This window comes from Bradyrhizobium sp. USDA 326 (genome assembly GCF_049739485.1).
GTDB lineage: Bacteria > Pseudomonadota > Alphaproteobacteria > Rhizobiales > Xanthobacteraceae > Bradyrhizobium.
In genome coordinates this window covers 5,036,802-5,061,088 of record NZ_JBMGQA010000001.1, presented here as the reverse complement: position 1 = coordinate 5,061,088, position 24,287 = coordinate 5,036,802, and the positions used below count along the sequence as shown (strand labels likewise).

The window sequence follows — 24,287 nt, the reverse complement described above, 5'->3', positions numbered from 1 at the left end:
CGGGGGAAGCCCATGCCGACGGAACGCTTTCAATTCACTGGAGAAGGCGGCCATCAGCTCTCGGCCGCGCTGGAGCTGCCTGACGGCGAGCCCGCGGCGTTCGCGCTGTTCGCGCATTGCTTCACCTGCGGCAAGGACGCGCTGGCGGCCAAGCGCATCGCGGTCGCGCTCGCCGCCAAAGGCATTGCGGTGCTGCGATTCGACTTCACCGGACTCGGCTCCAGCGAGGGTGATTTCGCGAATACGACGTTCTCCTCCAACGTCGCCGATCTCGTGCGCGCGGCCGATCATCTGCGCAGCATCCGGAAGGCGCCGTCAGTCCTGATCGGCCACAGCCTCGGCGGTGCCGCGATCCTCGCGGCAGCAGGACAGATCCCCGAAGCCAGGGCGGTCGTGGCCATCGCGGCGCCGTCCGATCCCGCCCACGTCACCGGCCTGTTCAAGGAGCATATCGACAATATCCGCATCCAGGGCGAGGTCGAAGTCTCGCTCGCGGGACGTCCGTTCCGGATCAGGCGTGAATTCCTCGATGACATCGCCGAGCACGAACTGATGAAGGACGTCACCGGCCTGCACAAGGCGCTGCTGGTGATGCATTCGCCTGTCGATGACACCGTCGGCATCGACAACGCGACAAAGATCTTCGTTGCCGCGAGACATCCCAAGAGCTTCGTCTCGCTCGATCATGCCGATCATCTGCTGACGAAGCCCACTGACGCGCTTTACGCGGCAGACGTGATCGCGGCCTGGGCGAGCCGTTACATCGACACGGCAAAGCCCGCCAAGGTGGTAGATCTCCCTGAGGCGCCGCGCCAGGTCGTGGTGCAGGAGACCCGCAAGAGCAAATTCAACCAGATGATCACAGTCGGGCCGCATCGTCTCGTCGCTGATGAGCCGGTGGCAGCCGGCGGCGAGGATACGGGTCCCGGTCCCTATGATTTCCTGCTCGCCGGCCTCGGCGCCTGCACCTCCATGACCATGCGCCTCTATGCCGACCGCAAGTCAATGCCGCTCGACCGCGTCACAGTCACGCTGAAGCACTCCAAGATCTACGCCAAAGATTGCGCGGAGTGTGAAACCCGCGAGGGTATGCTCGACCAGATCGAGCGTGACATTACGATGGACGGCGCCCTCGATGCCGACCAACGCAAGAAGCTGATGGAGATCGCCGACAAGTGCCCGGTGCACCGGACGCTGACGTCGGAGATCCGCATCGTGACGAAGGCGATTGATTGACGCGGTCGTCCAAAGCGCGATGCGATGAGGATGAATCGTCATCGCGCTTTAGGTCGTTGTTTAAGCATGGTCTTTTCGGAAAACCGCTGCGCACTTTTCCGGATCATGCTTTAGAGCGGTAGCCTACCTGACTGAATCGTTTGGGATTCCCAAATCAGCGGTTTAATGATTCAAACTGTCTGCCGGGGACTGGAGGCCGGCGGGCATGGCGAAACCGTTGTCGATGGATCTTCGTGAACGCGTTCTCGGCTGTATTGAAGGGGGCGTTTCAGGCCGGCAGGCTGCCGAGCGATTTGGCGTCAGTCCGGCGAGCGTAAGCCGCTGGCGAACGCGTGAGCGCAAGCAAGGCGATGCCCTGCCGAGGGCTCAAGGGGGCGATCGCAAGTCTCACCGCATTGATGCCCATCAGGCGACGATCATGGCTCTGCTCGAGGCTTCGCCCGATATTACCATCGAGGAATTGCGGCATAGCTTGAGCAAACAAGGCCTATCCTTCGGCTATGGCACGATCCGCCGCTTCTTCGCGCGTCACAAGATCACGCGCAAAAAAAGACTGCCCATGCCGCAGAGCAGGACCGTCCGGATGTCTTGAAGGGGCGCGAGGCTTGGCGCGAGCGTCAGGACAAGCTCGACCGGGATCGCCTCGTCTTCATTGACGAGACCTGGGCATCGACCAACATGGCGCGGACACATGGCCGCTGCCGGCGCGGCGAACGCCTGCGCGCCGCCATTCCGCACGGCCATTGGAAAACGACAACCTGCGTAGCTGCTCTCACCACGCACGGCATCATCGCTCCCTGGGTGCTCGACGGTCCCATCAACCGCGACGCCTTTGAGACCTATGTCGAAAAAGTGCTCGTCCCCGAGCTGCCCGAGCACGCCATCGTCATCATGGACAATCTGTCCAGCCACAAAGGGCCACGCATACGCGAGATGATCGAGGCGGCCGGCGCCACGCTCCTCTATCTCCCGCCGTACAGCCCCGACCTCAATCCCATCGAGAACGCCTTCGCCAAGCTCAAGGCGCACTTGCGAAAGGCCGCCGAACGTACCGTCGGCGGCCTTTGGGACGCGATCGGGCGCATCGTCGACACCTACACGCCCACTGAATCCAAAAACTACTTCGCCGCCGCCGGCTATTTGCAACCTGATCGGCTAACGCTCTAGAAGCACGATGCCATCGTCCGCACGGCTGCGCTGATCTCGCTCTCGTGCCAGGCCGCAAAGCCGAGCAGCAGGCCGTGATCGCGGGGCCGGCCAAGCGCCAGGCTCGACAGGGCGCGAGTCTCGACCCCCGCCGCAACCAGCCGCTTCACCGCCGCCTGATCAGTGCGACCGCGCTTGAGGCGGGCGACAAGCTGGATGCCTCCAGGGGGCACCTCGATCGAGAGCATCCCGCCCAGCTGTCGCTCCAGTTCCTCGACGAGGTGATCGCGGCGGGCGTGATAGAGCCGGCGCACCCGGCGCAGATGCGCGAGAAAATGGCCGTCAGCAATGAACTCGGCGAGCGCCTCCTGGATGTGACTTGAAGCGATCAGCCCGATATGCCGCTGCGCGATCTCCAGGGGTGCTGGCCAGTGCCAGCGGCGCCACGAGATAGCCAAGCCGGATATCCGACGTCATCGCCTTCGAGAAGGTGCCGACATAGAACACGCGGCCATGGGCATCGAGTCCCTGCAAGGCCGGCACCGGCCTGCTGTCATAGTGGAATTCGCCGTCGTAATCGTCCTCCACGATCCAGGTCTTGCCGGGCCTGCTCAGGCCGAGAAACTCGGCGCGACGGGCCAGCGACATCAGCCGCCCGGTCGGATGCTGATGCGAGGGCGTCATGAAGATCAGCTTTGGTGCCGCAAGGCCCGGCATCCGTTGCATACCCTGCTGGTCCAGTCTGATGCCGGTCACGCGTGCACCGGACGCCCGGAAGGCAGCCGCAGCACCGGGATAACCGGGATCCTCGACCCAGACGTCATCGCCGGGCGTGACGACGGTCGCGGCAATCAAGGTCAACGCAGCCTGCGCGCTCGGCAGGATCATGATCTGGTCTGCGGTGGCCCGGACACCCCGGCTGGTCGCCAGATAATCCGCGAGCACCTCGCGCAGGCGCGTCCGGTTAACCGGGCCGAGCTCGCGCCTGGCTGCACGCACGGCATTGCGGCGCAAGCAACGCGCCCAGACCTCGTCCGGAAACTCTCTGAAATCGCCGTGCCCCGGGCGCAACGGCCTTAGTGATGCCTGATAGGACATCGGCCAGTCGGTCTGCTTGAGATTCAAGGCCCAGGGCGACAGTCGCGGCTTACGGGAGCGTTCGCGCACCACGGCAGCACCCACTCCTATCCTATGTCCGCCTCCATCGACCGTGACCACCGGACGGCGGCCGTGCGACGCCTCAATATATCCCTCGGCAGCAAGCTGCTCGTACGCATAAGTGACGGTGTTGCGGGAGACGCCGAGATCGCCCGCGAGCCGACGGCTCGACGGCAGCGCCCGCCCCTTGCCGAGACGGCCGCTCGCGATCAGGTCTCTAAGCTGGCTCGTCAACTGCGTCACCAGCCCCGCGTCGTCCGTCCGTCTCAAGTCGACCAGAGCCGAGATCACGTCTTCCAGAACTGGCATCTTGTTATTCTCCGATCTGGTCCTTTTTCAGGTACCAGCGCAATGCTATCGGGCGACGTGAACTGCTTCAAGGACTCCGAGATGAACTCACTCTCATCCCGCGCGGCCGTCGGCCTCTTCCTCATCGTCGTGCTGGCCTGGGGTGTGAACTGGTCGGTGACGAAGCAACTCGTGCAGTTCGTCTCACCGCTATGGACCGCCGCGATCCGAAGTTGGATCGCGCTGGTCGGCCTCATCACGATCCTCGGATTGAGCAAGAATCTGGTGATCCCGGAACGACGCGATATTCCCGTGATCCTCAGCGTCGCGCTGCTGCACATGACGCTGTTCTCAACCCTCGTCGCCGCGGGCCTGCGCTTCCTGCCCGCGAGCAAGGGCGTCGTGCTCGGCTACACCACGCCGCTCTGGGTTGCACTCGCCGCGCCCATGCTCGGAAAAGAGGCGCTGACCGCGCCCAGGCTCGCCGGCGCTCTGCTCGGGCTGATCGGGCTTGCCGTCATCCTGAATCCGTCCTCGATTGACTGGACCAATGCAGGAGTCCTGCTCGGCGCCGGGATGGTCATCCTCGCCGCGATCTCCTGGGCAGCGAACATCATCTATATCCGCGCACATCGCTGGATCGCATCTCCGCTCCAGCTCCTGCTCTGGCAGGTGCTCGTGGCCACGGCCGTGCTATCGACCCTGGCGTTGATCGTCGACGGGCTGCCGCACGTCGAGTGGTCATGGAGGCTTGTGTCGCTCTTCCTGTATTCGGGCCTGATTGGGACGGCGCTGGCCTATTGGGCGATGTCAATGGTCAACAAGAGCATCTCGGCGCTGACGACGTCGCTCGGGACCACTGCGACGCCGCTTGTCGGCATCGCCAGTGCCGCGATCCTGCTGAGTGAGCCGATCGACACGAGCCTTGCCATCGCGGCCGGACTGATCGTTACCGGCATCGGCCTTGCGACGCTAGGCGATCGACTGCTGCGTGGTCAGGCCACTGCGAGGGGTTGAACCCGCAAGCTTCCGCGAAGGCCCGCCGTCGTACCGAGCAGGATGCCGGCGAGCGCCACGAACGACCCTAGCGCGAGCGTCGAGACGCCGGTGAGCCCCTGCCCGATCGAGCAGCCGAACGCCATCACGCCGCCGATGCCCATCAGCGCCGCGCCGCCGCCCGAGCGCAGCATGTGGCGCGGTGAGGAATAGCCCTCAAGCTTGAAGCGGCCCGTAGCGAGCGCCGTCGCCAAGCTACCGGCGAAGATGCCGGCCACCGTCGCGATGCCAAAATTGAGCGTCAGCCCGGTGGAGAGCATGGCGTATTGCAGCGCATCCGCAATCGGCGCGATGAAGGTGAGCGAGGTCACCGGGACGGGGTTGAAGTCGTCAGCGCCGAGATCGCCGGTGACGTACCAGCCGCCGGCGACGAGCAGGCCCACAATGACACCTGCCGCGATCTGCCCCGGCGAACGACGAAACGCCGAGTGCGCGAAAGCAAACAGGATCAGCGCGACGACCGTCGCGACGGCGGCAAGCGCGCGCGAAAGCGATTCCGTGAGACCGAGCTTCATCAGCACGGACGGCAGCGAATTTGCGCTGACGGTCGTTTGCGAGGCCTGGACCAGCGCGATACGAGCCGGCGCGATCAGGCCCTTCAGCGTCATCTGCGCGGCTATGGCGAGCACGATCACGACGACGAAGGAACGGAGATTGCCGCGCCCGAGCAGGACCAGCGCCCGCGAGCCGCAGCCGTTCGACAGCACCATGCCGTAGCCGAACAGCAGGCCGCCGAGGAAAAGCACAGGCACTGAGAATGACTGCTGCAGGTAGATCGACTTGCCGAGATCGACCATGCCGTTACCGGCAAGGAACTGGCTCGCAGCGATCGCAACGGCGATCGCCAGCGCGTAGCTCCGCACCAGCCGCCCGTCTCCCTCCGCCAGAAAGCCTCGCATGCTGCTCATCAGGCAGAAACCGCTGAGCAAACCGACAACGCCGTAGACGAGCCCGATGACGAGGCCGGCAAAGATGACTAGTTGGGCGGATTCCATCGACTGTTCTCATATCTCTCGAGGTCCGTCATTGCGAGCGCAGCGAAACAATCCAGAAATGCATCCGCGGAGACAGGCTGGATTGCTTCGCTGCGCTCGCAAGGACGATTTGCTACGGCTTCAGGATGACCCGGTCGCGCGAGGAGCCGGCGACGGCAACATAGGCTTCCTTGGCGCGCTCGAGCGGATAGATCGCATTCGCCCTGATCGGAAACGGCTTCAGATGGCCGCTTGCAAAGCCCGGGCCGAGGTCGCGCAGCACCGCGCCTGTGGCGGCCGACGACAGGCCCAGCGTGTCGATGCCGACGTAGGTGTGCTGGCCGCGGTAGAATTCGAGGATGTTGAACTGTACGATGCGGTCGATCGCGGCGATCAGGATCTGGCGGCCGCGAAGCGCAAGCGATTTGTGTGCGGCCTGGAAATAGGGATCGCCGACCGTGTTGAAGACGATGTCGGCGCCCTCGCCGCCGGATAATTCGCGCACGCGCGCGGCAACGTCGGTGGCGGAGGAGTCGATCACCTCGATGGGCGCGTTGGCGTGGCCTTCATAGGCTTCCGCCTTGCGCACGACGCCGATCACGCGCGCGCCCCGCCAGGTTGCGATCTGCACCGCGGCCTGGCCGACCTTGCCGTTGACGCCGAACACCAGAACGATCTCGCCGCTCTTCGGCACGCCGGCGCGGCGAAAGCCTTCCATCGCGGTGACGAACGGCACGCCGATGCCCGCGGCCTCCTCCCAGGACACCGTCTTGGGCTTCTCCACGACAGCATCAGCTTCGACGACGAGATGGCTCGCATGCGTGCCGTCGCGGCGGATTCCGAGATCGCCGGACGAGCCGAACACCTCACGGCCGACTGTTCCAGACGGCCCGTCGATCGCCACGCCGGCGTAGTCGCGGCCGGGGGTCCGGGGAAACACGGCATAGGGCATCAGCCCGGTCGCAGCCTTGACGTCGGATGGATTGACGGCGGCGGCTTTCACCTCGATCAGAACATCGTTCAGACCGCGCGTGAGCGTCCGGCGCTCGACGACGGGCGCAAGCGCCGGGGCGTTTTCAGCTTTGGCGTCAAGGCGCACACAGCGCGCTTCGACGGTTTTGGTACCGGCTGGTGACATCGAAAGACCCGCGATTTCTCGCGGGCCTTGTCGCCTTTGGGACGGGTCAAGTCAACCGCCTCCCCTCATCCTGAGGAGCCGCGGAAGCGGCGTCTCGAAGGATGAAGGCCCCGCTGCAGCATCCCGGCCACTATGGCTCGAGACGCGCCTTCGGCGCTCCTCACCATGAAGGGTGAGAGCTAATCCTTGGGGCGCTTGTCGTAGAGCCGCTTGGCCTTGCCGAGCGATCGTTCGAGCGTGGCGGGCGCAACCACCTGCACCCTGGAGCTGATCCCGATCGTGTTCTTGATATGCGTCGAGATCCGGTCGGCGTGGTCGAGGAGCCCTCTGCCGTCCCAGCTTTCGGGCCGCGCCTCCGCGATGATGGTCAGTTCGTCCATGCGGCCTTCCCGGGTGAGTTCCAGGATGAAGTGCCCGCCGCACCAGTCGGTCGCGAGCAGCACCTCCTCGATCTGGGTCGGGAACAGGTTGACGCCGCGCAAAATGATCATGTCGTCCGAGCGGCCCGTCACCTTCTCCATCCGCCTCATGCCGGGCCGCGCCGTGCCCGGCAGCAGCCGCGTCAAATCGCGGGTGCGATAGCGGATCACCGGAAAGGCTTCCTTGGTTAGCGAGGTAAACACCAGTTCGCCCTTCTCCCCATCCGGCAGCACCGCGCCGGTCTCGGGGTCGATCACCTCGGGGTAGAAATGGTCCTCCCAGATGTGCAGGCCGTCCTTGGTCTCGATGCATTCCTGCGCGACGCCGGGGCCGATCACCTCGGAGAGACCGTAGATGTCGGTTGCGTCCATATCGAAGGCGTCCTCGATCTCGGCGCGCATCGCGTTGGTCCAGGGCTCGGCGCCGAAGATGCCGATCTTGAGCGAGCACTGGCGCGGATCCAGCTTCTGGCGCTTGAACTCGTCGAGGATCGCGAGCATGTAGCTCGGCGTCACCGTGATGATGTCGGGCCGGAAATCGTTGATGAGCTGCACCTGCCGCTCGGTCATGCCGCCGGAGATCGGCACCACCGTGCAGCCGAACTTCTCGGCGCCGTAGTGCACGCCGAGACCGCCGGTGAAGAGCCCGTAGCCGTAGGCGTTGTGGATGATCATCCCGGTGCGCCCGCCGGCGGCACGGATCGAGCGCGCCATCACCTCCGACCAGGTGTCGATGTCGCGCTGGGTATAGCCGACGACGATCGGCTTGCCGGTCGTGCCGGAGGAGGCATGCACCCGCACGAGCTTCTCGCGCGGCACAGCGAACATGTTGAAGGGATAGTTGTCGCGCAGGTCCGTCTTCACCGTGAACGGAAACTTGGCGAGATCCGACAGCTCGCGGAAGTCGGACGGATGCACGCCCGCCTTGTCGAAGGCCTTGCGGTAATGCACGACATTGTCGTAGGCGTGCTTCAGCGACCAGGCCAGCCGCTGCTTCTGCAGCGCCATGATCTCGTCGCGCGAGGCGCGCTCATGCGCGTCCATCTCGGCGCTATAGGTGTTGCCACCCTCTTTGAGCTTCGTCAGAGCCATCCTCGTTTCCCCGCATTGTTTGTTCTTTTCTTCTTTGGTCTTATTGATCTTGCGCCGGCAGCCACGTGCCGGGAATGACGCGAGAATGTCCGCGGAATTCCGCGATGACGACCTCTCCCGCCGTGACACGCACGTCGTAGATGCCGGAGCGGCCGCCGCGGGTGATCTCCCGCGCCTTGGCGATGAGACGATCGCCAAGCTTGCCGGGCTTGATGAAGGTGATCTGGCCCTGCGCCGCCACGACGCGCTCATTGTGCGAGTTGCAGGCGAACGCGAAGGCGGAATCGGCAAGGGTGAAGATGAATCCGCCATGGGCGATGCGCTGGCCGTTGACCATGTCCGGCCGCACCGTTAGGGCGAGCGTTGCGAAGCCCGGCCCGATCTCGACGATCTCCATTCCGAGACCTTTCGAGGCATCATCCTCGGCCCACATCGCATCGGCGCAGGCGCGGGCGATATCCTCAGGCGACAGGGCGGCTTTGACGTTCACGCGCTTCTCCCGGCCAGACGTTTGCTCATGATGTTGTTCTGGTTGGCTCGCACTGTCAAATAATGCGACGCATTTGCATTGCGGAGCCGCAGAACGCCTGATCAGACATGATCATAATCTACGACGACCCGCTCGGTGGACGGCTTGGCTTGGCAGGTGAGAACAAAACCGGCCTCGAGCTCCCATGGTTCCAGCGAATAGTTGATGTCCATCGGCGCCTCGCCCTCGACCAGTTTTGCGCGGCAGGTCGAGCACATGCCGCCCTTGCAGGCGAAGGGCAGATCGACGCCGGCGCGCAGGGCGGCATCGAGGATCGCCTCGTCCTCGGCGACGGGCACGTCGCGGCGCTTGCCGTCGATGATCAGCGAGGCGATCGCCTTCGGCGGCGCGTCGGGCGCAACCGCCTTTTTCGGCCGCGGCTTGCCGCCGAACTCGGAGACGAAGCGCTCGACATGAATGCGTTCGTCCGCGATGCCGAGATCGCGGCAGGCCACCTCGATCTCCTCGCTCATGCCGAGAGGACCGCAGATGAAGACGTGATCGACGCTCCCCGCCGGCACCAGCGAGCGCAGCAGCACCCTCACCTTGTCGCCGTCGAGCCGGCCATGCAGGATCGGAATGTCCTGCTCCTCGCCGGAGAGCACGTAAAAGACCGAGAGACGATCGATGAAGCGGTCCTTCAGCTCCTCGAGCGCTTCGAGGAACATGATGCTGTCGGTAGTGCGGTTGCCGTAGAACAGAAAGAAGCGGCTGCCCGGCTCGCGCGCGAGCACGCCCTTCACGATCGACAGGATCGGCGTGATGCCGGAGCCGGCGGCGAAGCCGACATGAACGCGCGCGCGATCTGCCGGCGGGACCACGCCGAAGCGGCCGGTCGGCGTCATCACGTCGAGCTCGTCGCCGCATTTGAGATCTTCGGCGGCCCAGCTCGAAAACGCGCCGCCGTCGACCTTCTTGACGGCGATACGGATCTCGCCATCGTCAGGGCCGGAACAGATCGAATAGGAGCGGCGCACCTCCTCGCCGTCGAGCATGGTGCGCAGTGTCAGGTACTGGCCGGGCGTGAAGGCGTAATCGCCGGCGAGTTCGCCGGGAATGGCGAAGGTCATCGAGACGGCGTCGGACGCCTCGCGGCGGAGGTCATTAACGGCCAGGCGATGGAAGCGCGGTGCGGCTGCGGACATCACGGGCACCCTCGTTCGGTCTCCCCGTCGTCATTGCGAGCGAAGCGAAGCAATCCAGAATCTTTCCGCGGACGCAGTCTGGATTGCTTCGTCGCAAGAGCTTCCCGCAATGACGATTGGGTTGGCATTTGTGTGCCTCAATGACACTTGAAATAATCGAAGGGTTCGCGGCAGGCCTTGCAGCGCCACAGCGCCTTGCAGGACGTGGAGCCGAACTCGGACAACAGCTCCGTCTTGTCGGAGCCGCATTGCGGGCACGCGACGGCCTGCTCGCCGAACAGCGCGCGGCGCGAGTTCGAGGGCTGCGGCGGCGCGATGCCGCAGGCGCGCAGCTTGCGGCGCCCCTCCTCGCTTATCCAGTCCGTGGTCCAGGCCGGCGACAGCACCGTGCGCACCTTCGGACGACGGAAGCCCGCGCCGCTCCAGCGCGAGCTCGATTTCGAGCGCAATCATGTTCATGGCCGGACAGCCCGAATAGGTCGGCGTGATCGCGACCTCGACATCATCGCCGTCGAGCGCAACCTCGCGGAGCACGCCGAGATCAGCGATGGTCAGCACCGGGATCTCGGGATCGACTACGCTTGCCGCGGCGTTCCAGGCGCGTTGGCGCAGCTCGCTGTCACGCTCCAGCACGCTCACCATGTCAGCCCCGGGAACGTGCGCTGCATCGACTGCAGCTCGGACAGGAGGTGGCCGAGATGCTCGCTGTGACGCCCGAAGCGGCCGCCCTGCTGCATCCATTCGTTCCGGGGCAGCTCAAGTGTCGCTTCGCCGGCAACGTCGGACAACGTCGTCAACCAACGAGCGCGCAAGCTGGCCGGATCAATGGCGATGCCGGCCTGGATCAGGGCGCGCTCGCCGTCGTCGACCGAGAACATCTCGCCGGTGAAAGCCCAGAGATGATCGATCGCGCCTTGCGCCCGTCGATGGCTTTCGTCCGTGCCGTCGCCGAGCCTGATGATCCATTCCGAGGCGTGGCGCAGGTGATAGGCGCTCTCCTTCTCCGACTTCGCGGCAATGGCGGCAAGCGTCGTATCGCGCGAGCTCATCATGGCACGCCAGTAAAGGTCGGCGAAGGCGGAATAGAAGAATTGCCTCACCAGCGTCTGGGCAAAGTCGCCATTCGGCTGCTCAACCAGCAGCAGATTGCGGTACTGCCGAACGTCGCGCAAGTAAGCGAACTTGTCCTCGTCGTTGTCCTTGCCTTCGACCTTGGCGGCGTAGCTGTAGAGCTCGCGTGCCTGACCAATGAGGTCGAGCGCGATGTTGGAGAGCGCCATGTCCTCTTCCAGCATCGGCGCGTGCCCGCACCATTCCGACAGCCTGTGGCCGAGGATCAGCGCATCGTCGGCGCGGCGCAGCGTATAGAGCACCAGCGGCGTTTCGGAGACCTGGATGTTGGCGCAAGACATCAGATCATCCCCATCACATGTGCCCCACTTCTTCCGGCACTTCGTAGAACGTCGGATGCCGGTAGATCTTGGATTCGGCCGGCTCGAACATCATGCCCTTCTCGGCCGGATCGCTCGCGGTGATCGCGCTCGACGGCACGACCCAGATCGACAGGCCCTCGCCGCGACGGGTGTAGATGTCGCGGGCGGCTTGCAGGGCCATGGTCGCGTCGCTGGCATGCAGCGATCCCACGTGCTTGTGCGCGAGCCCGTTACGGCTGCGAATGAAGACCTCCCACAGCGGGGTGTTCGGCGTGGCCATCGTGATCTCCCTATTCGGCAGCTTGCGCGGTCCGACGCCGCGCGCGCTTGGCGGCATAGGCGGCTGCCGCCTCGCGCACCCAGGCGCCCTCCTCGTGTGCCTTGCGGCGCGCGGCCATGCGGTCGCGGTTGCAGGGGCCATTGCCGGCGAGCACCTGCTTGAATTCGGTCCAGTCGATCTCGCTGTAGCGCCAGTGTCCGTCGGCGTCCTGAATCATGCCGGGATCGGGAATGGTGAGGCCGAGATATTGCGCCTGCGGCACGGTGGCATCGACGAATTTCTGGCGCAGCTCGTCATTGGAGAAGCGCTTGATCTTCCACCTCGTCGAGGTGTCGCTGTGCTGGCTCGTGGCATCCGGCGGGCCGAACATCATCAGCACCGGCCACCACCAGCGGTTCAGCGCATCCTGCGCCATCGCCTTCTGCTCGTCGGAGCCGCGGCACAGCATCACCATGATTTCGTAGCCCTGGCGCTGGTGGAAGGATTCCTCCTTGCAAACACGGATCATCGCCCGCGCATACGGACCGTAGGAGCAGCGGCACAGCGGGATCTGGTTCATGATCGCGGCGCCGTCGACCAGCCAGCCGATCGTGCCGATGTCGGCCCAGGTCAGCGTCGGATAGTTGAAGATCGAGGAATATTTGGCCTTGCCCGCGAGCATGGCATCGACCAACTCCTCGCGAGACGAGCCGAGCGTCTCGGCGGCGGCGTAGAGATAGAGGCCGTGGCCGCACTCGTCCTGCACCTTGGCGAGCAGCGCGGCTTTGCGGCGCAGCGTCGGAGCGCGAGTGATCCAGTTGCCTTCGGGCAGCATGCCGACGATTTCGGAATGGGCGTGCTGGGAGATCTGGCGGCTGAGCGTCTTGCGGTAGGCCGCCGGCATCCAGTCGTTCGGCTCGATGCGTTCCTCTGCATCGATGCGGGCCTGGAACTGCGCAGCCCTGGCCGCGTCTTCGAGACCGCGATCGTCGGTCTCGGCCGTGTTCAGCGCCTGGGTGTACATGCGCATCCTCCCGATTTATTGGGAGAGAATATATAACAGAAATTATCCCATGCAAGATATTTCTGTAACATATAAGTCAGGCGCCGAACCTCCGTTCCAGGAGCTTCCGGGCCGCCGGCAACGCCCCCTTTTCGTTGATTCCATGGCCGTCGAGCCATTGTTCCGAGGTAGCGAGAAGCGCGCGATAGATCTCGCCGCAGAGCGCGCGGGCCGCCCTTCCCGGCCAATCCGCCGGCAACAGGCCTTCGGGCAGCAGCGGGTCGCGTAGCACGACACGGCGATAGTAGTGGATCAGCAGGATACGCGCGGTGAAGGCATCGGCCTCGGACAGCTCCGTACCGCGCGCGATCGCGGCACGGAGCGGCTCGAACGTCTTCATGAACTTCAGATAGGCATCCGCGGTGCGATCGAGCGGCCAGCTCGCGCTGAGCAGACGACGCCCGCTGTCGTCCTCCGCCGAGACTTCGAGACGGATGGCGCCCGCAGCCTCGTCCGGCACCGGCACGCCCGACGGCGCGACCCAGACGCCCGGCAGCGGGCTGCCGAAGCCGACATTGCGCAGCGCCTCCCGCGAGGCGTCGCGGTCCTCGCCATTGCCGATCAGCAGCAGTTCGAAACGGCCGGTCCAGTTCGACGGCGGCGGATCGTAGATGTGGCGCGTGGCAGCTTCAAACGTCTGCCGACCCTTGTCGGCCAGGCGATAAAAACTGTTCCGCCCGACCTTTTCGCGCGTCAGCCACCCGTCGGCGGCAAGCCGGGACATCGCGGTGCGGACGACGCCGCTGTCGATATCCAGGCTTTCGAAGAATTCCAGCAGCGTCCCCAGCCACACGGAGCCGCCGCGCGGCACGATGGCGTCGCCGAACACGGTGATGACGATCGAGCCGGTGCGCGACGGCTCGCGCTTGAGCTGGTCGATGATGCGGGAGAGCGGATGCGCCATGCACGAGCCATAGCGCGTTTGATGCGGGCGCGACAATGGACGAGGCGACCATCGAAGCAGGAGCCGGGCTCGATCCTTCGAGACGGCGCTTCGCGCCACCTCAGGATGAGGTCTGCCTGTCTTTGCGCGGCATCACTTATTTCGACCCTCATGGTGAGGAGCGCGGCAAAGCCGCGCGTCTCGAACCATGAAGGCCCGACTACCGATGCGGATCGGGATAGGCCAGGCTGCGCCAGCCGCTGCGGTCGAACGGACGCCACTGGCCTTCCTTCTGCGCGAGCCGATCGGCAACGGCGTAAACCGCTGCGGGATGATGGCCCATGCCGCAATGGCTGCTCTCGACCTCGATGCTCTCGGTCTGCGCGCCCGTCTTCTCCATGCAGCCCTGCCAGGCGCAAATGCCGTCGGTGCGGCTGAAGATGGCGGTGGTCGGCACCGGCGGTGGAGCGGCGAGCTCGCCACCGAACTGCGGATCGACCTCGTCAGACTTCCGTCCGCTCGCCCATTCGTAGACGCGCCAGGCGTTGGTCGAGCGCGGATCGCCGGCAAAGGGGCTGCCGAGCGTGATCACCTGGCGCACGCGCTCCGGCATCATCTTGGCGAGCTGGCGGGCATAGAGGCCGCCGAGGCTCCAGCCGACAAGGCTGATCTTGCGTCCGTGCTTGTCGCTGAGCTCCCGGACCAGATCGAGCATGGCGTCCTGCACGCCCTCGCGCAGGCCGTAGTTGCGACCCTGACGCCAGCCGCTCACCGCATAGCCCTTGTTCGTCAAAAACGCGCGTAGCGCGCGCGTCGACGCATCGGAAGCCACGAGGCCCGGCAGCACCAGTACCGGATGTCCATCGCCGTGTGGCGCAAGGCTCAAGAGCGGCAGCGCGCCCAGGAATGCGCCGAACTCGTGGATCGAGCGCCCTTCCAGAAACATCAGGGTACGGGAGGGCGGACGCAGCGTCTGGGCAGTTGCGGTCATCGATGTTTCCCCCTGGGAAGACTTCTGGAAAGGACGCCGACTGCGATGCCGGCAAATAGCCATGAATTCCAATGCACCGGCTTCTCGAACGTTCCGCAGCGCAACATGAATCAGCTAGGCGGCCGGTTCCCGACATTCAAGCGGGAGAGATGTGGGGCGACAATAGGCCCGGAAGGTAATGCTGACGGCCGTGACGCAAAAGTCACAACAATCGAAGCAGGAATTCCACGGAATAGAGCGCAAGACCCGCGAGACCGCCGATCAGCGAGCCATTGAAGCGGATGTATTGCAGGTCGCGCCCGATGTTGATTTCGATCAGCGCAATCAGCTGCGTCATATTCCACGCCTTGACCTGATCAGAGATGAAGGTGGAGACGCCGCTCTTCTGGTCGGCCACGAAGCTGCGCAGCACCGCCACCAGGCCTTTGTTGATCTCGCCGCGCAGTTCGGCATCGCCAGCGAGCGCCTCGCCAGCCGCGACGAACATGCCGGCGAGATGATGCTGCAGCACCTGCGTCTCGCCGCTCGCGCTGCGCTCGATGAAGGCGCGCGTGTTGGCCCAGACGGTGCGGGCGAGTTCGGCAAGCTCGGGACGCGCGAGCAGATCGCGCTTCAAGCCGTCGATGCGGTCGATATAGGCCTGGTCAGTGCCGAGCCGATCGACGAAGCTCAGCACCATGCGATCGAACTCGCCGCGGAACGGATGCTTGGGATCGCTGCGCACCTCATTGAAGAAAGCGGTGGCTGACGCCACGATCTTGTTCACCAGAAACTTGTCGGCGCGATAGAGCTTCAGCAGGGTCGGCAACTCCGCGCGCACTTTCTCGCGGATCATCGCCATCGTTTCCTTCTGGTTCAGCGTCTCATGCATCACGCGCAGGAGATCGTCGAACAGGATCTGGTGCCGCCCCTCCGCCACGAAACCGCGTAGCGTGCCAGCGGCGAGCGGCGCAAGATCGATCGCCTGGAGCTGCGATGACATCCGGCGGATGATGAAGGTCATCAGGCCGGAGCTTTCGGTGGCGGAAACGGCGTCCGGCAGCAGGCGCAGCGCGAAACGCGCCAGATCATCGCTGCGCTTGCGGTCACGCAGCCAGTCCGCAACGAAGGAGCCGAAATCGATTTCCTTCAGCTTGGCCTCGACGGGACCGGCGTCGAGGAAATGCACCTGGATGAATTCGCCGAGCTTGTCGGCGATGCGGGCCTGATTGCTCTGGATGATCGCAGTGTGCGGGATCGGCAGGCCGAGCGGCCGCTTGAACAGCGCCACCACCGCATACCAATCGGCGAGGCCACCGATGGTGGCGGCTTCCGCGAAGGCTGCGACGAAGCCGAACACGGGATGCACTGGGACAAGCCATTTCGCGACGACAAAAAGCAGAAGCGTCGAGGCCAGCACCAGCGTCGCCAGCGCCTTCACGCGGCGCAGTTCGGCCGCGCGTTCGGCATCGCCGGGGGTGTCGAAGGAGAAGGTGGCGGGTGGAGTCATTGTGAATTGAAGACTACGTCATTCCGGGGCGATGCGAAGCATCGAACTATGGTGCGCAATTGCGCACCTGAGAATCTCGAGATTCCGGCTTCGCCCTTGGGGCGCCCCGGGATGACGGTGGATGTGCTTACGGCAGCTCAAACAAAAGGCCCGCCGAAGCGGGCCTCAAATTCAGTTTTGACTCAGGCGCCAGGTCAGGCGGTCTTGTTGTAGACCTTGGCGAAATTGTCCTGAGCGGACTTCGCACCGTTGGCGGCGAGGTTGCCGAGATAGTCGGCGGTCGCCTTCGCACGCGAGACGAACACTTCGCCGCGGGAGCGGAGCAGGCTCGACTGGATCTCGATGGCTTCGCTGATCGATTTTGCCGACGCCAGCTTGTCGATGCCCGAGAAGAACGCCTCGGCGTCCTCGTAGATCGCCTGCTGGATGTTCCGACTGATCTTGCCGGCCTCGGCGACGGATTCGGCCACTGCGTTCTCGACAGCGGCGGTCACCCGCTCGGAGCCGGCGAAAGCCTCGGCGGCACGGTCCTTGGCAGTGTTGGCAGTCTTCTTGACGAATTCGCGGGCGGCTTCGGGAACTTCCAGATTCTGGATGTTCTTGAAAGCGTCCTTGAAGCCCTCGAAAGCGGTGGTGGTTTCAGTGGTCATGGGGGTTCTCTCCATCCTCATTGATCTGAGCTATGGGCTCACCCCGTCCTCATTGGCCCAGGGTATGGTTTATATGGCGCGGTCTATTGTGCGATGCAACATCCATATTGCAATGCGGCATCACAAGACTGTGACATTCGTTGCGGAACGGTATCATAATAGCTCTCTACTCGAATGGTCTGACGATCGGCCCGATTTGGATCCATTGTCGCGGCGCTCTCAGTGCTGGACGGCGCCCGGCACCCCATACGCCTCCATCTGAGCCTGGACCTGCGCGATGTTGTGACCGAGCACGACGATGTCGTGGGTCTTGCCGTCGACATCCCGGACATGGTCGCGCAGCAGCGCCTCGGCCTTGAAGCCGAGGCTTTCGAACAGGGCGATCGCCGCCTGCTGATCGACCGTCATCTGGACCGAGAGCTTCTCCAGGCCGGCGCCGAGCGCGAGCGCAAAGGTCTCCTGCGAGAGCGCCTTGCCCACTCCCTTGCCGCGGACATTGGGCAAGACCACCATCCGTATCTCGCCGACGTGCGGCGACCAGGAATGCGGATCGCGCACCAGCGTGCCGCAGCCGACGACCCTGCCCTCTTTCACCGCGAGCAGGCTCTGAATCGCGCCGCCCTCGATCTCCTTGACCCAGGCCGACAGCACTTTCGGCTGGCTGATATTGCGGGGGAGGAACAGCAGATCGTGGGTCGGCAGGCCCTTGCCGAAAGCCAGCACCGCGGCCTCGTCCGCACGCGACATCAAGCGGATCTCGACATCGCCCGCGTCGGTCTTGACCTGACGCGGATAGGAACGCTGCTCATTCATGTCGATCTCTTTCCTAGCCAGGAGTCCAGTTTCGGCCACAGCCGCTTCACGGCATTGGCGCCCGCCACGAGAGAGACGTGACCGCCCTTCAGGATCACCTCTTCCTTGTCGGTCGACCCGATCTTGGCGATCAGGTGCTTTGCGGCTTCATACGGCACGATGTGATCGTGCTCCGCGACCGCATGCAGGATCGGCACCTTGATGTCTTCCAGCTTCGCCGCGCGGCCGCCAACCGACATGGTGTCGTTGAACAGCTTGTTGTCCCACATCAGGTCCTTGGTGATGGCGCGGAAATACTCGCCCGCAAGCGGCAGGGTGTCGGTCGCCCAGCGGTCGAACATGCGATAGGACTTCACGAACTCGTCGTTCCAGATGTTCTCCCAGAGCTGGATCTGACTCACCGTGCGCGAGGCCGGGCGCAGCATCTCGAACGAGGACAGGATCATTTCCGGCGGCACGTTGCCGACGCTGTCGACGAGATGGTCGACGTCGAAATAGCGCCGGTCGGAGAAGTTCGAGAACAGCTTCATCTCGCGGAAGTCGATCGGCGTGGTGAAGCAGATCAGATTCTTCATCGGCCCGTCCTTGTGGATCGAGCCGTAGAGCAGCGAGAGCACGCCGCCGAAGCAATAGCCGATGACGGAGACGTCCTGCTCGCCGGAATCGGTTTGCACGCGGCGGACGCAGTCCGGGATGAAGTCGAGGACGTAGTCCTCCATACGCAGGCTCTTCTCCTCCGGTCGCGGGGCGCTTCAGTCCAGCATGTAGACGTCGTAGCCGCGCCTCAGCAGGAATTCGATGAAGCTCTGGCCGGGCATGAGGTCGAGGATGTAGCCGCGGTTGGTGGTCGCCATCACGATCAGCACCGGCACGCGGTAGATCTCGTCCGACATCGGGCGATAGTGGTAGAGGCTCATGGTTCCGCGCGAATGCAGCACATCTTTCGGTGTCGAGCCGAGCGAGGGCCCCGAGGTCGAGAAATACTCGACGCCTTTGATGCTGCGCTGGATCGCGCGCTGCACTTCGGACTGGATCCGCTCCGGGATGGACGCGAAATCAAGTCCCGCCGGCGCGTTCATTTTTGCTCTCCGCCTTCGGACGGCGGACGTTTGGTGCGCGGCGGCCGCGGAGCGGCGCCGACCTGCTGCGCACCCGAACTGGTCGACATCTGGCTCAACATCGACTTGATCTCGCCGAGTTGGCCTTCAATCGACTGAAGCCGCTCCGCGATGCCGGTCATCTGCTCGCGGCTCGGCAGGTTCATGGAGAGCAGGTATTTCTCCATGAGATCGCCGAACTGCTTCTGAGCACCTGCAGCAACGCCGCCGGCGCGGTTCACGGCTTGCGAGAACTCGGGCGTCTCCATCGCCTTGTTCGCGAAAGAGTTGAAACCCTTCTCCATCTCGCCGACCATCTTCTGCCACAAGGCGACCGGATCGGTGATCTTGTCGGTCATCAGCGTCCTCCCATGTGGAGGGCTTTGCACCCTTCTTTTCTTGCCATACCACACCGTTGCGAGATGCCGGTCAACCGGCAAGCAGCGGGCGCGGTGTCGCGCACGCGGCTTCTTTGCGGAACGAAACCGTGCGATACAGCATCGACCAGCAGGAGGGACCAAGCCCGTGATCGCCCATCAGTCGCCCCAGACCGTCCGCGCCAATGGCATCGACATCTGCTACGAGATCTTCGGCAGCGACAATGCGGAGCCGCTGCTGCTGATCATGGGGCTCGGGGCGCAGATGATCCATTGGGACGATGCGTTCTGCGAGCAGCTCGCCGCGCGCGGCTTCCGCGTGATCCGCTTCGACAACAGAGACATCGGCAAGTCGAGCCATCTCACGGGCGGCAAGCGCCTGACCCCGCTCGAGCTGCTGAAGCTGCGTTTCCTCAGGATTCCCGTGGCCGCAACCTACAAGCTGATCGACATGGCCAAGGATACGGTCAGCTTGATGGATGCACTCGGCATCAAGTCGGCGCATCTGGTCGGGGCATCCATGGGCGGCATGATCGCGCAGGAGGTGGCGCTGTCGTTTCCGCATCGCGTGCGCTCGCTGACCTCGATCATGTCGACGACGGGCAATCCGCGCGTGCCGCCGCCGACCCGCGAGGCCGCGGCGATGCTGATGGCCCCGCCACCGCGCAGCAAGGAGGAGTTCATCGTCCGCTACGGCCAGACCTGGAAAGTGCTGCGCGCCGGACATTTTCCGGAGGAGGAAGCGCTCGACCCCGGCCGCGCCGAGCGCGTGTTCGCGCGCGGGCTCAACCCGGCCGGCGTCGGCCGCCAGCTCCGCGCCGTGCTGGCGTCCGGCAGCCGCAAGGAACGGCTGCATAGCGTGAAGACCCCGACGCTGGTGATCCACGGCACAGTCGATCCGCTGGTCCATCCCGAGGGCGGCAAGGACACGGCGGCGTCAATCCCGAATGCCAAGCTGTTGATGATCGAAGGCATGGGCCACGCCTTGGCGATGCGCTTCTGGCCCGAGATCATCGACGCCATCGACAAGCATGCGCACGGCGCGGCGGCGCAGGCGGCTTAGTTCTTCCGCGCGATCCAGATCACGTGGCGCGCGCCGCCGCCTCTGCCGGTGGCGCGGACGTTGACCTCGTTGACGTCGAAGCCGGCGGTACGGAGCCGCTTGGTGAAAGCGGGGTTCGGGCCCGACGACCAGACGGCGAGCACGCCGCCCGGCCGCAGCGCGGTCTTCGCCGCCTTCAATCCGCTCGCATCATAGAGGGCATCGTTGCCTTTCCGCGTCAGCCCTTCCGGCCCGTTGTCGACGTCGAGGAGGACCGCATCGAAGGCGGAACGATTTGCCCGGATAGTATCGCCGACGTCGGCCTCCAGGATGCTAAGCCTGGCATCATCGAGACTGTCGCCGAAGACCTCCGCCATCGGGCCCCGCGCCCAGGCGACGACCGCGGGCACGAGCTCGGCGACCACGACCTTCGCCTTAGGTCCAAGCACGGCCAGCGCCGCCCGCAGCGTAAAACCCATGCCGAGGCCGCCGATGAGGACGACGGGCCTTGCAACTTTCTCGATCTGCTTCGCGGCGAGCGTCGCCAGCGCGGCTTCGGAGCCCGACAGGCGATTGTTCATCAGCTCATTGGTGCCGAGCTTGATTGAAAACTCCTTGCCCCGCCTCATCAGGCGGAGCTTCTCGTCAGAGCCGGGGATTTCTGCGGTGTCGATCTTTTCCCAGGGAATCATGAGAGACGTTTAGCACGATCGGGCGGGCCGTCACCCACCAGCCCAGACATCCAGCACATACCGATTGGCCGCGCCCATCTCCTCGATCCAGCGCGCAGCCGTTGTGGTGTCGCTGCCGGTCTTCTCGCGCTGGATCGCGACCAGCGCCGCCTTCACGTCGGGCTCCATCCTGCCGCCGTCACCGCAGACATAGATGATGGCGCCCTGCTCGATCAGCGGCCAGACCTTGTCCTTCTGCGCGGCGAGCACATGCTGCACATAGGTCTTCGGTCCATCCGCACGCGAGAATGCCGTGAAGAGCTCGGCGATGCCGCCTGCCGCCAGTGCCTTCAGCTCGTCGGCATAAAGAAAATCCTGGTCGGGATGGCGACAGCCGAAGAACAGCATGGCGGGTCCGAGGACGGCACCCTTCGCCTTGCGCGCGGCGCGCTCCTGAAGGAAGCCGCGGAACGGCGCAAGCCCCGTACCCGGGCCGATCATGATGATCGGCACGGATGAATCATCGGGCAGCCGGAAGCCCGCCTTGGTCTCGCGCACCGTCGCATAGATCACATCGCCCGCAAGTCGATTGGCGAGGTAGTTCGAGCAGATGCCTTTGTAGACGCCACGGCCAGAGGCGGCCGGCCCCTCGACCACGCCGACGGTGATGCTGCAACGCGCCGGATCGACCGACGGCGAGGAGGAGATCGAGTAATAACGCGGCGCCAGCAGCGAAAGCATTTCGAGATAGACGTGGAACGGCAGTTCGCAGGCTGGATAGTCCAGCAGCAGGTCGAACACCGATTTGCGTTTGGCCAATATCTCACTGCGGTGGCGCTCGAGCGGCTCGGCCTCCTCGCCGACGAAGGCCAATAGCTTCGGCTTGGTGACAGGGCAGCGGGTGTGCTCGGCCATGATCTGGATCTGCCTGCGCGTCGCGACCTGCTGCAGCTCGACGAACTCGCTGAGCAGGCGGCCGACCGACACCGCCTCGCCCACGGGTAGTTGCGCACGGCGTCCCTCGGCCACTTGCAGCCTGATCTGGTCGGCCGGCAGGAAACCGAAGCGGCGGGCCACAGAATCCACCAGCGTCGGATCGTTGCGCGGAACCACGCTCAAATGATCCCCGACACGGTAGGTGACGTTGGACGGCAACTGCACCTCGATGTGGCGTGTCGAGCGCTCCGAGGGATTGGAGCCACTCTTGTTCTGGAGCTCGTCATTGACCAGCACCCTCATGGCCACCGCGCCGCCCTGGGAGACGATGGTGTTGACGGCGGTCACGGCCACCGGCTCGATCGCGTAGAGCGGATCGTCCTCCGCCGTGCGGGTGAAATTCCAGTCGATACCGAACTCCTTGGTCGCGACCTGGCCCGCCGCCGGGAACCATTTCTGAAACTGGCCATCGAGATCGCTACGTGCATCGCCCTCGCCGCGCGGATAGACCGCGCGCGCACCATGGGCCGACAATTGCTCGTCGATGAAGCGCGGCACCGACTGGTAGGTCGCCGCCCAATCGCTGTTGCCGCAGCCGAACACGGCGTAGCGCACTCCGGCAAAGGCGTCCTTCGGCAAGTCGCCGCCGAGCCATTTGACGAACTGCGTCGCATTGTCAGGCGGTGCGCCGTTGTAGGAGGCGCAGATGATCAGCACGCCACCCTCTTGCGGCAACCTGCCGACATAGTCGTCGAGCGGGCCGAGATGCACGGCGAAACCGTTGATCTCCGCAAGGTCGGCCATGCGCGTGGCAAGCTCCTCGGCGGTGCCGAGATTGGAGCCGTAGAGCACCAGCATCGGCGTGTTATGGCCGGGCCGCGTCGTCGGCTGCCGCGGAGGCTTCGGCGCTGTAGTCGCGGCGACAGGGCCGCCATAGGCGCCGCGCTCGCGATCGGCGCGCGGACGCACCTTGATCTTGAAGCCTTCCGGCTTGATCGTCAGCGTCTCTTTCAAGTGCATCTGGTAGCGCTGATGATCGATCAGCTTGAAACGTTGCAGGATCATGCCGAGCGCGAGCGCGGCCTCGTGCATCGCAAAGCCGCGGCCGATGCAGGCGCGCTGGCCGTTGCCGAACGGCTTCCAGGCATTGATCGGCCGCTTGGCCTCCGCCTCGCGGCTGAAGTTCTCGGGATCGAAGACGTCCGGGTTCGGCCCCCAGACAGAGGGATCGCGATGTAGCGCGGTCACCAGGATGGTGGTGAAAGTGCCTTTCCTGAGCTTGTACTTGCCGCCGCCGATGGACTCGTCCTGGAGCGGCGAGATGCCGTAGGCCGGCGCCGGGGGCCACAGCCGCAGCGCCTCCTTCAGGATCTGCGTGATGTAGGTGAGCTGCGTCACCTGCTGGTAGGACGGCTTCGCATTAACATCCGGGCCGAAGACGCGGTCGACCTCGTCATAGGCCTTCTTGAGAATGTCCGGATGCTTGAGCAGTGCATAGAGCGTGTAGGACAACAGGCCGCTGGTGGTCTCGTGGCCCGCGATCAGGAACGTGTTGATCTGGTAGCGGATATTGACGTCGTCGAGCTGCTCGCCGGTCGCGCGGTCGACGCCGGTCATCATCGCGGCGAGCATGTCCTTCTTGTCGTCGATGCCCTCCGCAGTTTTGCGACGCTCGGCGATGATCTCGTCGACCATCCTGTTCATGAAGGCGACATCTTCGGCGAGCGTCTTGCGGCGCTTCTGCATCCAGAGCTGCTCGAACGGCAGGCCGCGCGTCATCATGATGGTTTCGAGCGAGCGCACGAGCGACTCGACGAACGGATGGTAGTCGCGCCGATAGAAGGAATTGAAGCGGTAGTCGAAGCCGCACAGGCCGATCGTATCCAGCGTCAGCGCAGTCATGTCGTGGACGACGTCGATCTCGTCATCGGCGTTGAGCCGCTCCCATTTGTTGACGAGCTGCTCGGCGATGTCGACCATGCTCGCGTGGTAGGACTGCATGGCGCGGTTGCCGAACGGCTGGAGCAGGATGTTGTGCGCCTTGCTCCAGTTCGGCTCGTTGGTATCAGCCGTGAAAAGGCCGTCGCCACCGACCGCACGCACACGCCGCAGCGCACCGCGCACGGTCTTGTCGAAGCGTTTTTCGTCGGAGAGCTCGTCGACGAGATCGTGGCCGGAGACGACGACAATCGGCGAGCCCATCATGTCCAGCCAGAAGATCGGCCCCAGCTCCTTCGCGAGCCGCGTCAGGTGCTGCACAGGCGCAGACGAATCCAGCGACAGCATGTTGCCGACCACCGGCTTGGTCGGCGGGTGCGGGATCGGGTCCAGACGGTTCTTGGATGACATTTAACTACGTTCCCCCCTGCCGTCATTCCGGGGCGATGCGCAGCATCGAACCC

At 64.4% G+C, this 24,287-nt stretch carries 21 protein-coding genes and 3 pseudogenes; 5 read left to right on the top strand and 19 right to left on the bottom strand.

Features of this window, described 5'->3' with window-relative positions:
* The first annotated feature begins 12 nt into the window (after positions 1-12).
* On the top strand, positions 13-1,236 hold the full coding sequence (locus ABIG06_RS23865; protein ID WP_370138822.1) for an alpha/beta fold hydrolase: 1,224 nt from the start codon (positions 13-15) through the stop codon (positions 1,234-1,236).
* A gap of 205 nt (positions 1,237-1,441) precedes the next feature.
* A protein-coding gene (locus tag ABIG06_RS23860) for an IS630 family transposase (protein ID WP_370134972.1) occupies positions 1,442-2,403 on the top strand; the annotation gives its coding sequence in 2 pieces (ribosomal slippage) (positions 1,442-1,778 and positions 1,778-2,403; 963 coding nt in all).
* On the opposite strand, the pseudogene ABIG06_RS23855 reads toward ABIG06_RS23860, so the two are convergent.
* A pseudogene (locus ABIG06_RS23855) lies at positions 2,400-3,849 on the bottom strand (PLP-dependent aminotransferase family protein). The gene ABIG06_RS23860 and the pseudogene ABIG06_RS23855 overlap by 4 nt on opposite strands.
* 81 nt (positions 3,850-3,930) lie before the next feature.
* Here ABIG06_RS23855 and ABIG06_RS23850 point away from each other — a divergent pair.
* Positions 3,931-4,845: a DMT family transporter gene (locus tag ABIG06_RS23850; protein ID WP_124160675.1), complete on the top strand. Its 915-nt coding sequence runs from the start codon at positions 3,931-3,933 to the stop codon at positions 4,843-4,845.
* Here ABIG06_RS23850 and ABIG06_RS23845 read toward each other — a convergent pair.
* The 10 genes and pseudogenes from ABIG06_RS23845 to paaX all read right to left on the bottom strand — a co-directional run bounded on the left by ABIG06_RS23845 (position 4,824) and on the right by paaX (position 13,840).
* Positions 4,824-5,879 carry a YeeE/YedE family protein gene (locus ABIG06_RS23845; RefSeq protein ID WP_124160674.1) on the bottom strand — a complete coding sequence of 352 codons (1,056 nt, stop codon included), beginning with the start codon at positions 5,877-5,879 and terminating at the stop codon, positions 4,824-4,826. The genes ABIG06_RS23850 and ABIG06_RS23845 overlap by 22 nt on opposite strands.
* Positions 5,880-5,991: 112 nt before the next feature.
* Entirely contained in the window at positions 5,992-6,996 is a 1,005-nt protein-coding gene (locus ABIG06_RS23840) for a quinone oxidoreductase family protein (protein ID WP_124160673.1), read from the bottom strand.
* Positions 6,997-7,175: 179 nt separating this feature from the next.
* Positions 7,176-8,507 (bottom strand): phenylacetate--CoA ligase PaaK, encoded by a 1,332-nt coding sequence (gene paaK, locus ABIG06_RS23835; protein ID WP_370138821.1) that lies wholly within the window; start codon positions 8,505-8,507, stop codon positions 7,176-7,178.
* Positions 8,508-8,547: 40 nt separating this feature from the next.
* Complete coding sequence (paaI, locus tag ABIG06_RS23830) at positions 8,548-8,997, bottom strand: hydroxyphenylacetyl-CoA thioesterase PaaI (RefSeq protein WP_370138820.1); 450 nt, start codon at positions 8,995-8,997, stop codon at positions 8,548-8,550.
* A 101-nt stretch (positions 8,998-9,098) separates the two neighbouring features.
* Positions 9,099-10,181, bottom strand: a complete 1,083-nt coding sequence (gene paaE / locus ABIG06_RS23825; protein ID WP_370138819.1) for a 1,2-phenylacetyl-CoA epoxidase subunit PaaE — start codon at positions 10,179-10,181, stop codon at positions 9,099-9,101.
* Between the two features lie 137 nt (positions 10,182-10,318).
* Positions 10,319-10,823 (bottom strand): annotated as a pseudogene (gene paaD, locus ABIG06_RS23820) (1,2-phenylacetyl-CoA epoxidase subunit PaaD).
* Positions 10,817-11,593, bottom strand: coding sequence for a 1,2-phenylacetyl-CoA epoxidase subunit PaaC (gene paaC / locus ABIG06_RS23815; protein ID WP_199751536.1), 777 nt, complete (start codon positions 11,591-11,593; stop codon positions 10,817-10,819). Before paaC ends, paaD begins: the two are co-directional and overlap by 7 nt.
* Positions 11,594-11,606: 13 nt before the next feature.
* On the bottom strand, positions 11,607-11,894 hold the full coding sequence (gene paaB, locus ABIG06_RS23810; RefSeq protein WP_015687593.1) for a 1,2-phenylacetyl-CoA epoxidase subunit PaaB: 288 nt from the start codon (positions 11,892-11,894) through the stop codon (positions 11,607-11,609).
* A gap of 10 nt (positions 11,895-11,904) precedes the next feature.
* Entirely contained in the window at positions 11,905-12,897 is a 993-nt protein-coding gene (gene paaA, locus ABIG06_RS23805; RefSeq protein WP_370138817.1) for a 1,2-phenylacetyl-CoA epoxidase subunit PaaA, read from the bottom strand.
* Positions 12,898-12,973: 76 nt separating this feature from the next.
* A complete protein-coding gene (paaX, locus tag ABIG06_RS23800) occupies positions 12,974-13,840 on the bottom strand; it encodes a phenylacetic acid degradation operon negative regulatory protein PaaX (protein ID WP_370138816.1) in 867 nt (288 codons plus the stop codon).
* A 35-nt stretch (positions 13,841-13,875) separates the two neighbouring features.
* On the opposite strand from paaX, the gene ABIG06_RS23795 reads away from it, so the two are divergent.
* Positions 13,876-14,031 (top strand): hypothetical protein, encoded by a 156-nt coding sequence (locus tag ABIG06_RS23795; RefSeq protein WP_158626739.1) that lies wholly within the window; start codon positions 13,876-13,878, stop codon positions 14,029-14,031.
* Positions 14,032-14,039: 8 nt separating this feature from the next.
* Here ABIG06_RS23795 and ABIG06_RS23790 read toward each other — a convergent pair whose 3' ends face one another.
* From ABIG06_RS23790 to ABIG06_RS23765, 6 genes and pseudogenes are all read right to left on the bottom strand, one after another.
* Positions 14,040-14,810 carry an esterase/lipase family protein gene (locus ABIG06_RS23790; RefSeq protein WP_370138815.1) on the bottom strand — a complete coding sequence of 257 codons (771 nt, stop codon included), beginning with the start codon at positions 14,808-14,810 and terminating at the stop codon, positions 14,040-14,042.
* A gap of 202 nt (positions 14,811-15,012) precedes the next feature.
* Positions 15,013-16,299: a DUF445 domain-containing protein gene (locus ABIG06_RS23785; protein ID WP_370138814.1), complete on the bottom strand. Its 1,287-nt coding sequence runs from the start codon at positions 16,297-16,299 to the stop codon at positions 15,013-15,015.
* 194 nt (positions 16,300-16,493) lie between these two features.
* A complete protein-coding gene (locus ABIG06_RS23780; protein WP_124160662.1) occupies positions 16,494-16,949 on the bottom strand; it encodes a phasin in 456 nt (151 codons plus the stop codon).
* 219 nt (positions 16,950-17,168) lie between these two features.
* The gene (locus ABIG06_RS23775) at positions 17,169-17,762 is read right to left on the bottom strand and encodes a GNAT family N-acetyltransferase (protein WP_199751534.1); all 594 of its coding nucleotides are present in this window, start codon (positions 17,760-17,762) and stop codon (positions 17,169-17,171) included.
* Positions 17,759-18,841 (bottom strand): annotated as a pseudogene (locus ABIG06_RS23770) (alpha/beta fold hydrolase). Before ABIG06_RS23770 ends, ABIG06_RS23775 begins: the two are co-directional and overlap by 4 nt.
* Positions 18,838-19,218: a hypothetical protein gene (locus ABIG06_RS23765; protein ID WP_124160659.1), complete on the bottom strand. Its 381-nt coding sequence runs from the start codon at positions 19,216-19,218 to the stop codon at positions 18,838-18,840. Before ABIG06_RS23765 ends, ABIG06_RS23770 begins: the two are co-directional and overlap by 4 nt.
* Before the next feature lie 166 nt (positions 19,219-19,384).
* Here ABIG06_RS23765 and ABIG06_RS23760 point away from each other — a divergent pair, with 166 nt between their 5' ends.
* A complete protein-coding gene (locus ABIG06_RS23760) occupies positions 19,385-20,299 on the top strand; it encodes an alpha/beta fold hydrolase (protein WP_370138813.1) in 915 nt (304 codons plus the stop codon).
* On the opposite strand, the gene ABIG06_RS23755 is transcribed toward ABIG06_RS23760, so the two are convergent.
* Both ABIG06_RS23755 and ABIG06_RS23750 read right to left on the bottom strand, forming a co-directional pair.
* Positions 20,296-20,970, bottom strand: coding sequence for a spermidine synthase (locus ABIG06_RS23755; RefSeq protein WP_370138812.1), 675 nt, complete (start codon positions 20,968-20,970; stop codon positions 20,296-20,298). The genes ABIG06_RS23760 and ABIG06_RS23755 overlap by 4 nt on opposite strands.
* Before the next feature lie 30 nt (positions 20,971-21,000).
* A complete protein-coding gene (locus ABIG06_RS23750; RefSeq protein WP_370138811.1) occupies positions 21,001-24,234 on the bottom strand; it encodes a bifunctional cytochrome P450/NADPH--P450 reductase in 3,234 nt (1,077 codons plus the stop codon).
* Positions 24,235-24,287 lie beyond the last annotated feature (53 nt).

Excerpts from the sequence above, each read along its gene's own strand:
- ABIG06_RS23865 (WP_370138822.1), top strand. The coding sequence starts at position 13 with ATGCCGACGGAACGCTTTCAATTCACTGGAGAAGGCGGCCATCAGCTC.
- ABIG06_RS23850 (WP_124160675.1), top strand. The coding sequence starts at position 3,931 with ATGAACTCACTCTCATCCCGCGCGGCCGTCGGCCTCTTCCTCATCGTC.
- ABIG06_RS23845 (WP_124160674.1), bottom strand. The coding sequence starts at position 5,879 with ATGGAATCCGCCCAACTAGTCATCTTTGCCGGCCTCGTCATCGGGCTC.
- ABIG06_RS23840 (WP_124160673.1), bottom strand. The coding sequence starts at position 6,996 with ATGTCACCAGCCGGTACCAAAACCGTCGAAGCGCGCTGTGTGCGCCTT.
- paaK (WP_370138821.1), bottom strand. The coding sequence starts at position 8,507 with ATGGCTCTGACGAAGCTCAAAGAGGGTGGCAACACCTATAGCGCCGAG.
- paaE (WP_370138819.1), bottom strand. The coding sequence starts at position 10,181 with ATGTCCGCAGCCGCACCGCGCTTCCATCGCCTGGCCGTTAATGACCTC.
- paaC (WP_199751536.1), bottom strand. The coding sequence starts at position 11,593 with ATGTCTTGCGCCAACATCCAGGTCTCCGAAACGCCGCTGGTGCTCTAT.
- paaB (WP_015687593.1), bottom strand. The coding sequence starts at position 11,894 with ATGGCCACGCCGAACACCCCGCTGTGGGAGGTCTTCATTCGCAGCCGT.
- paaA (WP_370138817.1), bottom strand. The coding sequence starts at position 12,897 with ATGTACACCCAGGCGCTGAACACGGCCGAGACCGACGATCGCGGTCTC.
- paaX (WP_370138816.1), bottom strand. The coding sequence starts at position 13,840 with ATGGCGCATCCGCTCTCCCGCATCATCGACCAGCTCAAGCGCGAGCCG.
- ABIG06_RS23795 (WP_158626739.1), top strand. The coding sequence starts at position 13,876 with ATGGACGAGGCGACCATCGAAGCAGGAGCCGGGCTCGATCCTTCGAGA.
- ABIG06_RS23790 (WP_370138815.1), bottom strand. The coding sequence starts at position 14,810 with ATGACCGCAACTGCCCAGACGCTGCGTCCGCCCTCCCGTACCCTGATG.
- ABIG06_RS23785 (WP_370138814.1), bottom strand. The coding sequence starts at position 16,299 with ATGACTCCACCCGCCACCTTCTCCTTCGACACCCCCGGCGATGCCGAA.
- ABIG06_RS23780 (WP_124160662.1), bottom strand. The coding sequence starts at position 16,949 with ATGACCACTGAAACCACCACCGCTTTCGAGGGCTTCAAGGACGCTTTC.
- ABIG06_RS23775 (WP_199751534.1), bottom strand. The coding sequence starts at position 17,762 with ATGAATGAGCAGCGTTCCTATCCGCGTCAGGTCAAGACCGACGCGGGC.
- ABIG06_RS23765 (WP_124160659.1), bottom strand. The coding sequence starts at position 19,218 with ATGACCGACAAGATCACCGATCCGGTCGCCTTGTGGCAGAAGATGGTC.
- ABIG06_RS23755 (WP_370138812.1), bottom strand. The coding sequence starts at position 20,970 with ATGATTCCCTGGGAAAAGATCGACACCGCAGAAATCCCCGGCTCTGAC.
- ABIG06_RS23750 (WP_370138811.1), bottom strand. The coding sequence starts at position 24,234 with ATGTCATCCAAGAACCGTCTGGACCCGATCCCGCACCCGCCGACCAAG.